The sequence below is a fragment of the Streptomyces luteosporeus genome, assembly GCF_039532865.1.
Taxonomy (GTDB): domain Bacteria; phylum Actinomycetota; class Actinomycetes; order Streptomycetales; family Streptomycetaceae; genus Streptomyces; species Streptomyces luteosporeus.
In genome coordinates, this window is sequence record NZ_BAAASL010000017.1 from 88,433 (window position 1) to 101,775 (window position 13,343).

14 protein-coding genes are annotated in these 13,343 nt (G+C 74.3%); 8 read left to right on the plus strand and 6 right to left on the minus strand.

Annotated elements, in window-relative coordinates:
• The first annotated feature begins 30 nt into the window (after positions 1-30).
• Together ABD361_RS21915 and ABD361_RS21920 are read left to right on the plus strand one after the other, a co-directional pair.
• A complete protein-coding gene (locus ABD361_RS21915) occupies positions 31-1,425 on the plus strand; it encodes an 8-oxoguanine deaminase (RefSeq protein ID WP_344437171.1) in 1,395 nt (464 codons plus the stop codon).
• 191 nt (positions 1,426-1,616) lie between these two features.
• Entirely contained in the window at positions 1,617-3,125 is a 1,509-nt protein-coding gene (locus tag ABD361_RS21920; RefSeq protein ID WP_344437238.1) for a YfcC family protein, read from the plus strand.
• A 25-nt stretch (positions 3,126-3,150) separates the two neighbouring features.
• Here ABD361_RS21920 and aceB read toward each other — a convergent pair whose 3' ends face one another.
• The gene (gene aceB, locus ABD361_RS21925) at positions 3,151-4,752 is read right to left on the minus strand and encodes a malate synthase A (protein ID WP_344437172.1); all 1,602 of its coding nucleotides are present in this window, start codon (positions 4,750-4,752) and stop codon (positions 3,151-3,153) included.
• Between the two features lie 90 nt (positions 4,753-4,842).
• Positions 4,843-5,484, minus strand: a complete 642-nt coding sequence (locus ABD361_RS21930; protein WP_344437173.1) for a nucleotidyltransferase family protein — start codon at positions 5,482-5,484, stop codon at positions 4,843-4,845.
• 230 nt (positions 5,485-5,714) lie between these two features.
• Between ABD361_RS21930 and ABD361_RS21935 the strand changes: the two genes are divergently transcribed.
• Entirely contained in the window at positions 5,715-6,041 is a 327-nt protein-coding gene (locus ABD361_RS21935; protein ID WP_425583286.1) for a DUF5955 family protein, read from the plus strand.
• A gap of 64 nt (positions 6,042-6,105) precedes the next feature.
• Here ABD361_RS21935 and ABD361_RS21940 read toward each other — a convergent pair whose 3' ends face one another.
• A complete protein-coding gene (locus ABD361_RS21940) occupies positions 6,106-6,888 on the minus strand; it encodes an IclR family transcriptional regulator (RefSeq protein WP_344437175.1) in 783 nt (260 codons plus the stop codon).
• Positions 6,889-7,096: 208 nt separating this feature from the next.
• Here ABD361_RS21940 and allB point away from each other — a divergent pair, with 208 nt between their 5' ends.
• Together allB and alc are read left to right on the plus strand one after the other, a co-directional pair.
• Positions 7,097-8,425 (plus strand): allantoinase AllB, encoded by a 1,329-nt coding sequence (gene allB, locus ABD361_RS21945; RefSeq protein ID WP_344437176.1) that lies wholly within the window; start codon positions 7,097-7,099, stop codon positions 8,423-8,425.
• On the plus strand, positions 8,422-9,516 hold the full coding sequence (gene alc, locus ABD361_RS21950; RefSeq protein ID WP_344437177.1) for an allantoicase: 1,095 nt from the start codon (positions 8,422-8,424) through the stop codon (positions 9,514-9,516). Before allB ends, alc begins: the two co-directional genes overlap by 4 nt.
• Before the next feature lie 491 nt (positions 9,517-10,007).
• Here alc and ABD361_RS21955 read toward each other — a convergent pair whose 3' ends face one another.
• The 3 genes from ABD361_RS21955 to ABD361_RS21965 are packed head-to-tail and all read right to left on the minus strand — an operon-like array spanning position 10,008 to position 11,472.
• Positions 10,008-10,688, minus strand: a complete 681-nt coding sequence (locus tag ABD361_RS21955; RefSeq protein ID WP_344437178.1) for a thiaminase II/PqqC family protein — start codon at positions 10,686-10,688, stop codon at positions 10,008-10,010.
• 20 nt (positions 10,689-10,708) lie between these two features.
• Positions 10,709-10,834, minus strand: coding sequence for a DUF6126 family protein (locus tag ABD361_RS21960; RefSeq protein ID WP_344437179.1), 126 nt, complete (start codon positions 10,832-10,834; stop codon positions 10,709-10,711).
• Entirely contained in the window at positions 10,831-11,472 is a 642-nt protein-coding gene (locus tag ABD361_RS21965; RefSeq protein ID WP_344437180.1) for a helix-turn-helix domain-containing protein, read from the minus strand. Before ABD361_RS21965 ends, ABD361_RS21960 begins: the two co-directional genes overlap by 4 nt.
• Before the next feature lie 142 nt (positions 11,473-11,614).
• Between ABD361_RS21965 and ABD361_RS21970 the strand changes: the two genes are divergently transcribed.
• The 3 genes from ABD361_RS21970 to ABD361_RS21980 all read left to right on the plus strand — a co-directional run bounded on the left by ABD361_RS21970 (position 11,615) and on the right by ABD361_RS21980 (position 13,299).
• Complete coding sequence (locus ABD361_RS21970) at positions 11,615-12,022, plus strand: guanyl-specific ribonuclease (protein ID WP_344437182.1); 408 nt, start codon at positions 11,615-11,617, stop codon at positions 12,020-12,022.
• Between the two features lie 89 nt (positions 12,023-12,111).
• Entirely contained in the window at positions 12,112-12,678 is a 567-nt protein-coding gene (locus tag ABD361_RS21975; RefSeq protein WP_344437183.1) for a TetR/AcrR family transcriptional regulator, read from the plus strand.
• A gap of 39 nt (positions 12,679-12,717) precedes the next feature.
• On the plus strand, positions 12,718-13,299 hold the full coding sequence (locus ABD361_RS21980; RefSeq protein ID WP_344437184.1) for a DUF4865 family protein: 582 nt from the start codon (positions 12,718-12,720) through the stop codon (positions 13,297-13,299).
• The last annotated feature ends 44 nt before the right edge of the window (positions 13,300-13,343 follow it).

Sequence of the window (13,343 nt, forward strand, 5' to 3'; positions counted from 1 at the left end):
CCCGACCTGCGAGCACGAGGACGTCAGCCCATGACACCCCCCGCCCCCACGGAGCGCCCCACGGGCCGCATCGTCATCGAGAACTGCGCCGTCGCCACCGTCGACGCCGACGACACCGAACACGCCACCGGGCACGTCGTCGTGGCCGGCAACCGGATCGAGTCCGTCGGCCCCGGCCCGGCCCCCGGCCACCTGGACGACGTGGTCCGCCGCGTGGACGGCACCGGCCACCTGGCCACCCCCGGCCTGGTCAACACCCACCACCACTTCTACCAGTGGCTCACGCGCGGCCTCGCCCAGGACGCCGCCCTCTTCGACTGGCTCGCCGCCCTCTACCCCGTCTGGGCCCGCATCGACGAGCCCATGGTGTACGAGGCCGCGCGCGGCTCGCTGGCCATGATGATGCGCGGCGGCGTGACGACGACCACCGACCACCACTACGTCTTCCCCCGCGGCTGCGGCGACCTCCTCGGCGCCGAGATCCGTGCCGCGCGCGAGCTCGGCGTGCGGTTCAGCCCCACCCGCGGCTCCATGGACCTCGGGGCCTCCGCCGGCGGCCTGCCCCCCGACTTCGCCGTCGAGAGCACCGAGCAGGCCCTGCTCGCCACCGAGGAGGCCATCGACACCCACCACGACCCCTCCTTCGACTCGATGCTGCGCATCGGCGTCGCCCCCTGCTCCCCCTTCTCCGTCACCACCGAGCTGCTGCGCGAATCCGCGGCCCTCGCCCGCCGCAAGGGCGTGCGCCTGCACACCCACGGCTCGGAGACCGTGCAGGAGGAGGACTTCTGCAAGGAACGCTTCGGCATGGGGCCCACCGACTACTTCGAGTCCACCGGCTGGCTGGGCGAGGACGTCTGGATGGCCCACTGCGTCCACATGAACGACGCCGACATCGCCGCCTTCGCCCGCACCGGCACCGGCGTGGCCCACTGCCCCTCCTCCAACGCCCGCCTCGCCGCCGGCACCGCCCGCGTGCCCGCCCTGCTGGCCGCCGGCGTGCCCGTCGGCCTCGGCGTCGACGGCACCGCCTCCAACGAGTCCGGGGAACTGCACACCGAGCTGCGCAACGCCCTGCTCGTCCACCGCCTCGCCGGTGACGAGCACGCCCTGACGGTGCGCCGGGCGCTGCGCCTGGGCACCCACGGCGGCGCCCGGGTGCTCGGCCGGGCGGCGGAGACCGGCTCGCTGGAGGCGGGCAAGCTCGCCGACGTGGTGCTGTGGAAGCTGGACGGGCTCGGGCACTCCACCATCGCCGACCCCGTCGCCGCGCTCGTCCTCGGCCCGCCGGCGCCGGTCGCCCTCTGTCTCGTCGACGGCCGGGTGGTCGTCGAGGACGGGCACCTGGTGACCGCCGACGAGGACGCCATCGCCCGCCGGGCGCGCGACGAGGCCCGGCGCCTGGCCCGCCTGGCCGCCGGCTGACCGGGCCGGGTGCGGGGCCATCACGAGCCGCCGAGGGGGACGGCCCTCGGCCGGCGGGACCGGGGCGCGGCACCGCCGTGCCCCGGTCCTCGCGTGGCGGCTAGAGTGAAACCCGCCATTACGGGACAATCGGGACGATCGTCCGCCCGTGCCGAAGGGGTCCCGCCGTGGAGGAGCAACCAGAGGAGGGGATGAAGGAAGGAGAGGAAGAGGGGCACAAGCGCGGATTCGTCTTCCCCAGCGCCCTGACCGTCCTCGCGGCCGTCACGGTCCTGGTGTGGATCGTCGCCTTCTTCATCCCCTCCGGTGCCTACGACCGCGGCCCCGACGGCAGCCCCGTCCACGGCACGTACCACCGCGAGGCCGCCCCCGGCGGCTTCGTCCACCGCCTCGGCCAGCTCTTCCTCGCCCCGGTCAACGGGCTCTACGGCGTGCGGGACGTCAAGACCGGCCAGGTCGCCCCCGACGGGGTGGGCGTGCTGTACGGCAGCGCCGCGGTGTTCCTGTTCGTCCTCGCCATCGGCGCCTTCATCACCGTCGTCTTCGCCACCGGCGCCCTCGACCGCGGCATCGAACGGCTCGCCCACCGGCTGCGGCACCGCGGCGGCCTGCTCATCGCCGCCGTCATGACCGTCTTCTCGCTGCTGGGCACCGTCGAGGGATTCGCGGAGGAGACGCTCGGCTTCTACGGACTGCTGGTGCCGCTGATGCTGGCACTCGGGTACGACCGCATGGTTGCCACCGGCGCCATCATCCTCGGGGCCGGCGTCGGCGTCCTGGCCTCCACCGTCAATCCCTTCGCCACCGGGGTCGCCTCCTCGGCGGCGGGCGTCTCCCTCGGCGACGGCATCGGCCTGCGGTTCGCGATGTGGCTCGTTCTGACCGCCGTGACCATCGCCTACGTCGTCCGCTACGCCCACCGGGTGCGCACCGACCCGGGGCGCTCGCTCGTCGGCTTCCGCGCGGGCGACCGCGAGCTCGCCGCCCAGGCCGAGGAGCCGCCGGAGCTGACGGGGCTGCAGAAGGGCGTGCTCGTCCTGGTGACCCTCGTCTTCGCCTTCATGATCTTCTCGGTGATCCCCTGGGCGAGCGCGCTGACGGGCCGGGCCGACGCCACCCCCTACGGCTGGGAACTCGACTGGTCCTTCGCCCAGCTGGCGGCGCTCTTCATCGCCGCCGCCGTGCTCGTCGGCGTGGTCGCCCGTCTGGGCGAGCAACGCCTGAGCGCGACCATCGTCCAGGGCGTCGCCGACTTCGTCGCCCCGGCCCTGGTGATCGTGCTGGCCCGCGGCATCACCGTGCTGATGACGAACGCCAAGATCATCGACACGGTGCTGCACTCCGTCGAGAGCGCGGTCAGCGGCGCGCCGGAGGCCCTCTTCGGCGTCATGGTCTACGTGGTCAACCTGCCGCTGGCCTTCCTCATCCCCTCCACCTCCGGCCACGCCACCCTGGCCATGCCGATCCTGGCCCCGCTGGCCCAGTTCGCGGGCGTCTCACGGGCGGTGGTCGTCACGGCCTGGCAGGCGGCGAGCGGCTGGATGAACCTGTGGGTGCCCACCACCGCGGTGGTGGTGGGCGGCGTGGCCCTGGCCAAGGTGGGCTACGACAAGTACTTGCGGTTCGTTTGGCCGCTGCTGCTCATCCTGGCGGTTCTGATCTGCGGCTTCGTTGCCCTGGGCGCGATGGCCGAGCCGTAGGCCCGACGGCAGTCCTCGGCAGTCCTCAGCCCAGTCGTTCGTACGCCGGCAGCGTCAGGAAGTCGACGTACTCCTCGCTCAGGGCCACTTCCAGCAGGAGGTCGTGGGCCTCCTGCCAGGCGCCGTCCGCGCCCGTGCCCGCGTCCGCGAGTTCCTCGGCGGCGACCTTGCGTACGAGGGCGTCCGTCACCTTCTCGCCGGTGTCGAGCACGACGCCCGCGCGGACCCACTGCCACAGCTGCGAGCGGGAGATCTCGGCCGTGGCGGCGTCCTCCATGAGGTTGAAGATGGCCACCGCCCCGATGCCCCGCAGCCACGCCTCGATGTAGCGCAGAGCGACCTGGACGGCATTGCGCAGTCCGGCCGCGGTCGGCCGGGCGTCGAGGCCGCCCACGGCGATCAGGTCGCCGGCGCCGACGCGGACGTCCTCGCGCAGGCGGTGCTTCTGGTGGGGGCGCTCGCCCAGGGCGGCGTCGAAGGCGGCGCGGGCGACCGGCACCAGGTCGGGGTGGGCGACCCAGGAGCCGTCGAAGCCGTCGCCGGCCTCGCGTTCCTTGTCGGCCCGCACCTTCTCCAGGGCGACGGCGTTGACCTCGGGGTCCTTGCGCGAGGGGATGAAGGCGGCCATGCCGCCGATGGCGTGGGCGCCGCGCTTGTGGCAGGTGCGCACCAGCAGTTCGGTGTAGGCGCGCATGAACGGCGCGGTCATGGTGACGGCGTTGCGGTCGGGCAGGACGAAGTCCTCGCCGGCGTCGCGGAAGTTCTTGATGAGGGAGAAGAGGTAGTCCCAGCGGCCGGCGTTGAGCCCGGAGGCGTGCTCGCGCAGCTCGTGGAGGATCTCCTCCATCTCGTAGGCGGCGGTGATCGTCTCGATCAGGACGGTGGCGCGGATGCTGCCGCGCGGGATGCCGGCGTACTCCTGGGCGAAGAGGAAGACGTCGTTCCACAGCCGGGCCTCGTGGTGCGACTCGGTCTTCGGCAAGTAGAAGTACGGCCCCTTGCCCGCATCGAGCAGGTGGCGGGCGTTGTGGAAGAAGTACAGGCCGAAGTCGACGAGGGCGCCGGGAACGGCCCGGCCGCCGGCGGTCAGGTGGCGCTCGTCCAGGTGCCAGCCGCGGGGGCGGGCGACGACGGTCGCGAGCTCGGCGTCCGGCCGCAGGGCGTACGTCCTGCCCTCGGGAGTGGTGAAGTCGATGCGCCGGCGGTGGGCGTCGATCAGGTTCAGCTGGCCATTGATGACGTTGTGCCAGGTGGGAGAGGAGGCGTCCTCGAAGTCGGCGAGCCAGACCCGGGCGCCGGAGTTGAGGGCGTTGACGGTCATCCTGCGGTCGTCGGCGGGGCCGGTGATCTCCACGCGCCGGTCCTCGAGGGCCGGCGGGGCGGGGGCCACGCGCCAGTGCGGATCCTCCCGGATGCCGGCGGTGCCGGGCAGGAAGTCCAGCCGTCCGGTGCGGGCGATCTCCGCCCGGCGTTCGGCGCGGCGGGCGAGCAGCTCGTCGCGGCGCGGGGTGAAGCGGTGGTGCAGGGCGGCGAGGAAGGCGAGGGCCTCGTCGGTCAGCACTTCCTCCTGCCGTGCCACGTGCGGGGCGCGGGTGACTGCCAGCGGGGACGGCGCTGGTGCGGGCATGGGGCGCTCACTCCTTGATGGTCTTTCGACCGGTGCAACCTCCCACCGGTGCAACGGATCTGTGGAGAATAGATTTCTCATCGTGGAAGTTCAATGGCGCATCGGGCCGTTCCGGCCGCCGGGACGGTCCAGGAGGGCGAGGTCGGCCGGGGTGTCCACGTCGTCCGGCGCCGCGACGTCCCCGCACTCCACGAGCCGTACGGCGGCGGCGTGCCGGTGCAGGTACGCCCGCGCCCCGCGGTCCGCCTCCGCGGCCGCCGCCACGCCCGGCCAGTGCTCGCGCCCGAGCAGCACCGGGTGCCCGCGCCCGCCGTCGTACGCGGCCGCCGCCAGGCTCGCCCCCGCGCGGTGCGCGGCCAGGACGCGGGCCACCGCGGCGGGGCCGACGTACGGCTGGTCGACGAGCGTCACCAGCGCCGCGCCGGCGTCCGTCGCGGCCAGGGCCGCGAGGCCGGCGCGCAGCGAGGTGCCCATGCCGCGTGCCCAGTCGGGGTTGTCGACGCACCGGGTCGTCCCCGGTGCGGGGGCGAGGCGGGCCCGTACCTCGTCCGCGCCGGCGCCCAGCACCACCAGCACCGGGGAGCAGCCGCCGGCGTGCAGCACCCGCACCGCGTGGTCCACCAGGAGCCCGTCGCCGTACGGCAGCAGCGCCTTGGGGCGGCCGCCGAGCCGGCGGCCGCCGCCCGCGGCCAGCAGGAGCCCCGCGACCGCGGGAACGGGGGGTGCCGTCATGGCTCCTGCATACCGCACACACGGCCGGATGTGCGCTGTACGTCAGTTCGTCACCCGCACGCGAACGCGCAGCCTCAATTTCGCTGTGCGTGTGGCGCGGCGCACGGAAAGTGGCGTTAACTGATCCGGCGGGTGGGCGAGCGCACGGGAGGGGGGCAGTCGTGGCGGAAGGCGCCGTAGTGGTGGACGCGCAACGGACGGGCCGGTCCGGCGGGGAGCCGGATCCGAGGGTGGACCAGCTGGGCGCCGCGGTGTCCCGGATGCGCCGGGAACTCGCGGGCCACCCCGCCGCCCTGCCCGACCGGGACGCCGCCGAGGACGAACTCGCCGCTCTGGACGCGATGGTGCGCACCGGCGACCCCGACGTCTCCCGGTTGCGCCGCTCGCTGCTGCTGGTGGCAGGGGCCGTCGGATCCGTCAGCGCGCTCGCGCCGGCGCTGGGCGAGGTACGGGCCGCGGTCGAGCGCTTCGGCTCCGCCGCGCCGCAAACGGGCGCGGCGGACGGGGCGGAGCCGGCCGCGGGTGCCGAGGTACCCAGGCCGCGCGAGGGGGAGTAGGCGCGCGGTCCCGGTCCGGCCGGCCCGTTCCCGCCGTCAGGTGCCGGGTGCCAGGGGGCAGGTGTCAGGCGCCGGAGCCGGCCAGTGCGGCCGACAGTTCCGCGGCCGCCTGCCGCAGCAGCGGCACGATCCGGTCCGTCGCCGCCTCGGTGACCCGGCCCGAGGGGCCGGAGATGGAGATGGCCGCGGAGGTGGGCGAGTCCGGCACCGGCACGGCCAGGCAGCGCACGCCGATCTCCTGCTCGTTGTCGTCGACGGCGAAGCCGGCCTCGCGCACCCGGGCGAGCTCCTCCAGGAAGGTGTCCGGCGTGGTGATGGTCCGCTCGGTCGCCGCCGGCATGCCGGTGCGGGCCAGCAGGGCGCGCACCTCCGCGTCCGGGGACTGGGCCAGCAGCGCCTTGCCCACGCCCGTGGTGTGCGGCAGCACCCGGCGCCCCACCTCGGTGAACATGCGCACCGAGTGCCGGGAGGGCACCTGGGCGACGTAGACGACCTCGTCGCCGTCGAGCAGGGCCATGTTCGCCGTCTCGCCGGTCTCGTCCACCAGCCGGGCCAGGTGCGGGCGGGCCCAGGTGCCCAGCAGCCGGGAGGAGCTCTCGCCGAGCCGGATCAGCCGGGGGCCGAGCGCGTAGCGCCGGTTGGGCTGCTGCCGGACGTATCCGCAGGCCACCAGCGTGCGCATCAGCCGGTGGATGGTCGGCAGCGGCAGGCCGCTGCTCGCGGACAGCTCGCTCAGCCCGACCACGCCACCGGCGTCGGCCATCCGCTCGAGCAGGTCGAAGGCTCGCTCGAGGGATTGGACTCCACCGCTGCTGGCTGCGGTTCGGGGCTCGGCGGACGGGGGCACGGCGCTCCTTCCGGGGGAATGGGGGCAGAAGCCTACCGGCCGTCCGAGGCGTCGCCGACCGGTTTCTGGCTCGTGGAATATAGCTTCCATGTCCCGGAAAAGCCTGCCGGGAAAGCCTTGACGGAGCGGAAGGGGCCCTGGAGACTGCGGGCGAGCGGCGTGCAACGAAATGTTGAACCCCATCCCCCGGCTTGTCGAGAGGCGGACCGTGGAGCTCCTGCTGCGATCGACCCGCGTGGTGACGCCGGACGGCACCGGCCCCGCCGCCGTCGCCGTCACCGGCGGCCGCATCGAGGCCGTCCTGCCGTACGCGACCCCGCCCGGCGGCGCCGCCCGCGTCGAGGACTTCGGGGACGACGTGCTGCTGCCCGGGCTCGTCGACACCCACGTGCACGTGAACGACCCCGGGCGCAGCGAGTGGGAGGGCTTCCCCACCGCCACCCGGGCCGCCGCCGCGGGCGGCATCACCACCCTGGTCGACATGCCCCTCAACAGCCTGCCGCCCACCACCACCGTGGCCCACCTGCGCTGCAAGCAGGCCGCCGCGCGCGGCCGGGTGCACGTGGACGTCGGCTTCTGGGGCGGGGCGCTGCCCGGCAACCGCGGTGACCTGCGGCCGCTGCACGACGCGGGCGTCCTCGGCTTCAAGTCCTTCCTCTCCCCGTCGGGCGTGGAGGAGTTCCCGCACCTGGCGCCCGGCGACCTCGACGCCGTCGCCCCCGAGGTCGCCGGCTTCGGCGGGCTGCTGATCGTGCACGCCGAGGACCCCGGCCGCCTGGCCGGCGCCCCGCAGCCCGGCGGCCCCCGGTACGCCGACTTCCTCGCCTCCCGGCCGCACGACGCCGAACGCGACGCCGTCACCTCGTTGTTGGCGGCCGTCCGGCGGCACGGCACGCGCGTGCACGTGCTGCACGTGTCCTCGGCCCGGGTGCTGCCCGTGCTCGCCGGGGCACGGGCGGCGGGCCTGCCCGTGAGCGCCGAGACCTGCCCGCACTTCCTCACCCTCACCGCCGAGGAAGTCCCCGACGGCGCCACCGAGTTCAAGTGCTGCCCGCCCATCCGCGAGGCCGCCAACCGCGACGCGTTGTGGAGCGCTCTGGCCACCGGCACGCTCGACTGCGTCGTCTCCGACCACTCACCGTGCACCGCCGACCTCAAGGTGCCCGACTTCGCCCGCGCCTGGGGCGGCATCTCCTCCCTGCAACTGGGCCTGCCCGCCGTGTGGACCGAGGCCCGGCGCCGCGGGCACGGCCCCGGCGACCTCGCCCGCTGGATGGCCACCGCGCCCGCCGCCCTCGCGGGCCTGCACACCAAGGGAGCCATCGCCCCGGGCCGCGACGCGGACTTCGCCGTCCTCGCCCCCGACGAGACCTTCACCGTCGAGGCGGCCGGGCTCCACCACCGCAACCCCGTCACCGCCTACGCGGGGCGCACGCTGCACGGGGTGGTCCGCTCCACCTGGCTGCGCGGGCGCCGGATCGCCGATCACGGCACCCCCCTGACCGAACCCACCGGCCGACTCCTGGAGCGTGCATGAGCAGCGCACCGCGCCACCTCCCGCCGTTCACCGGCAACGCCCGCCCGTACGCCGGCGGCGACCCGTACGCCGACTACCGCGGCGCCGACGCCGACTTCGGCTTCACCCACCTGCCCGACCTCGCCGACCGGCGGCTCGGGGCGTCCGTCGTCGCCGCCAGCGACGAGTTCTTCGCCGACCGCGAGAACCTGCTCCTGCCCGGCCCCGCACGGTTCGACCCCGCCGCGTACGGGCCCAAGGGCAAGGTGATGGACGGCTGGGAGACCCGCCGCCGGCGCGGCGCGTCCGCCACCGCCCCGCACCCCGCGGACGACGACCACGACTGGGCGCTCGTCCGGCTCGGTGTGCCCGGCACGGTGCACGGCGTCGTCGTCGACACGGCCCACTTCCGCGGCAACCACCCGCAGGCGGTCGCCCTGGAGGGCACCGAACTGCCCGGCACGCCGAGCGTGGCCGACCTCCTCGCCGACGACGTGAAGTGGACGGAGCTGGTGCCGCGCACGCCGGTCGGCGGACACGCGGCCCACGGCTTCCCGCTCGGCGGGCGGCAGCGCCTCACCCACCTGCGCCTGAAGCAGTATCCCGACGGCGGCATCGCCCGGCTGCGGGTGCACGGCGAACCGGTGCCCGATCCCGCCTGGCTCGCGGCCCTGGGCACCTTCGACCTCGTCGCGCTGGAGAACGGCGGCATGGTGGAGGACGCGTCCGACCGCTTCTTCTCGGACCCGGTCGGCACCGTCCTGCCCGGCCGCTCGCGCGCGATGGGCGAGGGCTGGGAGACCCGCCGCCGCCGGGACGACGGACACGACTGGGTGCGCTACCGGCTGACGGGGCGTGCACGGATACGGGCAGTGGAGATCGACACGGGCCACTACAAGGGCAATGCGGCGGGATGGGCCGATCTGTCGGTCCTCGACGCCGCCACCGGCACGGCCTGGCGGCAGATCGTGCCACGGACGCGGCTGGAGCCCGACGCGGTGCACAGGATCGTGCTGGAGGACGCCCCGGTGGGCACGCACGTCCGCCTGGACATCCACCCGGACGGCGGCATCGCACGCCTGCGGGTGCACGGTTCCCTGACACAGGGCTGAGGCAGTGCCCCGAAGGGGCGCGGGGAACTGCGCGACAAGCCACGACGCGTCCGCAGATGAAGTGCCGTGCTGCGCCCGGGCCCCGAGGTGGTACGTCCACTGCAGGCCGTCGGTGGCTGATCGCGCAGTTCCCCGCGCCCCTACGGGGCGCTGCCCGAGCCGCCGACAGGCGCTAGTGGCAGATGGGCCGGCGCGCGCCGTCCCTCATCTCGAAGACGGGGGAGGAGCACCCCGCAGGACACGGCGGCGGGAACGCAGCCGCGTTGACCTTGCGCTCCGGCGGATGGTTGCACACCGAGCAGTACCAGCAGGTCGGCTGCCCCGGCGTCATGTCCCACCACAGGGGGTTGTGGCACCGGTTGCACCGCACCGGTGCGGGCTGGCTGTACGGCTCTCCCGACATGGCCGACATCGTTGCGCGGCGCCCCGCGCGGCGTCCGCGCTTCGGCGATCTTGCACTCGCCCGTGTGGTGGAGCAGACCCGCACGGCGTCAGCGCGCCGGCCGGGCGGCCTCCTCCAGGGTGTGCCAGAACAGGGCCTCGTACTCCTGCAGCAGCCGCCCGTAGCGGTGCGCCCGGCCTTCCGACAGGTGGTCGTCGACCAGCCCCGTGCCCACGGCCGCGAGGGCCCGTTCGGCCGCCTCGGGGTCGGGGGTGCCGAAGAGGTCGAAGAAGCCGCACGCCTCGTCCTCGAAGCCGTAGTGCTCCCGCAGGGCGAGGGACACGGTGGCGCAGTAGCCGCCCCAGGCGGCGAAGTTCGCGGTCAGCGCGAGGGCCGCGTCCACGGGTTCGGCGTTCAGGGCGAGCCAGGCCACGTACGCCGGGTACGCCTGGCAGCCGGCCCGTGGCTCGTGGGCCCGCAGGGCCGTCTCGTCCAGGCCGCACGCGCGGGCGAGCGGGGCGAGGCGGGCGTACGCGGCGTCCTCGCCGCGGACGAGGTGGTCGAAGAAGGCGACGACGGCCGGCTCGCCCAGCGGGGTGGCCCGCAGGGCGAGGTGCGCGAAGCTGCGGCGGTCGGCGGGGACGACGTGGTGCTGTTCGAGCGCGAGGGCGGCCACGGCCGCCAGCGGCGCCCGGCCCGCGGCGATCCGGGCGACCAGGCGGTTGTCCTCCGCCCGGGGCGCGAGCGCGCGGACCGCTTCGTCGACGGCTTCCCGGGCGGTACGGGCCATGGCACCCAGCGTAGCGAGGCCTATACGGCGCCGCCCAGATAGAACAGCAGGAACATGAAGGCGGCGATGAAGTGGACGGCGACGAGGTAGATGAAGACCCGGACCGTCATGCCCATGGGGGCGCGGTCCTCCTCGTGGAAGCTCATGGCAGTGCCCTCCGGTCGGATGCGGCCTCGCCCAGGCACAGCCCGGCGACGCCGCTCTGCATCAGCGTGTGCACGAACAACAGGTCCGCCCCGCCGGGCGAGTCGGCGGCGATGCGGTGGGGGGTCAGCGAGTCGAAGTGGGCGGCGTCGCCCACCTCCAGCAGGTGCGTGGCGTCGCCCAGCACCAGCCGCAGCCGGCCGTGGGTGACGTGGAGCCACTCCTCGCCGGGGTGGACGCGCACCAGTTCCTCCTGGCCACCGCCGTGGTACGGCACGTGCAGCCGCAGCGCCTGCATGGCGCGCCCGGAGCCGCCGGCCCGCCAGTAGGTCCAGCCGCCGGCCTCCTGGGGTGCCATGCGGTCCGCGCGTACGATCGGATCGGACGCGGGGGTGACCTCGCCCAGCAGGTCGGAGACGGTGGTGCCGTAGGCGCGGGCCAGGGAGAGCAGCACCGGCAGCGACGGCGTGCGCTGCCCGGTCTCCAGCCGGGAGAGGTGGGCGGGGGACAGGCCCACCCGGGCGGCGGCCCCCTCCAGGGTCAGCCCGCTGCGCCGGCGCAGCTCGCGCAGGTGCGGGGCGACGAAGGGCAGGACGTGCCCGGTCCCGGGTTCGCCGGGTGAGGCGGGTGGTGGCGACATGCTTCCGGTATAGCCACCAAGTTGTCCGTTGGGCAAAATCTTTGCCTCTGAGGCAAACATTCCGCCGGTGTCCGGTGAATGCCGAGGTAACTTTCCGGCCATCTCTTGACGTGGCATGTGCACGCAGAGAGATGCTGTGCCCATGTCAACCCCCCATCGTTTTGCGCGCCTCGGCGCCGTTGCCGCCCTCGCCGCCGCGCTGCTGACCGCCACGCCCGCCCTCGCCGCGCCCGCCCAGGTCACCCGGGTCGCTGCCGCCAGCAGCGTCGGGGACGTCTGCTACTCCGAGCTGCCCTCGCAGGCCCACGACACCCTGCGCCTGATCGACAACGGCGGACCGTTCCCGTACCCCAAGGACGGTGTCGTCTTCTCCAACCGCGAGGGCGTCCTGCCGTCCCAGAACAGCGGCTACTACCACGAGTACACCGTGATCACCCCGGGCTCCCGTGACCGCGGCGCCCGCCGCATCGTCACCGGCCGCGGTGCGCACGAGGACTACTACACCGGCGACCACTACGAGACCTTCGACCTGGTCGACTTCGGCTGCTGAGGCATCGCGGCCGCCGTCCGGCCGCCGCCCGCTCCGGGCGGCGGCTTTTCGTGGCCCCAGCTGTACCTACTGGTATGTACAATACGATCATGAGTACCTCGGAACGCCTCATCGAGAGCACCCGCGAGCTGCTGTGGGAGCGCGGGTACGTCGGGACGAGCCCCAAGGCCATCCAGCAGCGCGCCGGTGCCGGCCAGGGCAGCATGTACCACCACTTCTCCGGCAAGCCCGACCTCGCCCTGGCCGCCATCCGGCGCACCGCCGACGAGATGCGCGCCGCCGTCGAGACGTGGCTGGGCGGGCCGGGCACGGCCCTGGAGCGGATCACCGCGTACCTGCGGCGCGAGCGCGACGTGCTCAAGGGCTGCCCGATCGGACGCCTCACCCAGGACCCCGACGTCATGGCCGATCCCGTGCTGCGCGTCCCCGTCGACGAGATGTTCGCGTGGGTGCGCGAGCGGCTGGCCGAGGTGCTGGCGCAGGGGCGGGACGCGGGGGAGTTCCCCGCCACGCTCGATCCGCAGGCCACCGCCTCGACCGTGATGGCGGTGCTCCAGGGCGGCTACGTCCTCGCCCGGGCCGCGGGCTCCCCCGAGCCGTTCACCCGCGCCGTCGACGGCGTGCTCGGCCTGCTGGCCGCGCAGGCCACGGCCTGAAGCGGTCCAGCACGCACAACGACAAGGAGAACGCGTCCCGTGTACGCGATGCAGTACGAGATCGCCCTGCCCGCCGACTACGACATGGGCATCATCCGGCACCGGGTCGCCACCCGCGGCCACGCGCTCGACGAGCGGGCCGGCCTGGGGCTGAAGGCCTACCTCGTCCGCGAACGCGGCGCCGACGGGTCCCCGGTCAACGCGTACGCCCCCTTCTACCTGTGGCAGGACACCGGCGCGATGAGCGACTTCCTGGTCGGCGGGGGCGGATTCCAGGGCATCGTGCGCGACTTCGGCCGCCCCGCCGTCCGGCACTGGACGGGTGTGGCCTGTGCGGCCGGCCCCGCCCGCGGCTGCGCGCCGAAGGCCGCCTCGCGGCAGCTCACGCCCCTGCCGGCCGACGCCGACCCCGCCGAGGCGGTCGCCGAGGCGCTGGCCGGGCTGGCCGGAGCGGCCCGTACGGCGGGGGTGCACACGGCCGCCGTCGGCGTCGACCCCCGCGAGTGGCAGCTGCTGCGGTTCGTGCTGTGGCAGGAGGGCGTGCCCGACGGCGAGGCCGGCGAGCGTTACCGGGTGCTGCACCTGTCCGATCCCCACCTCCAGGAGATCACCGACCGCTGACACCTGCTCAACTCCCCCTACCGGCGCGTAAGGTGAACGCTGAA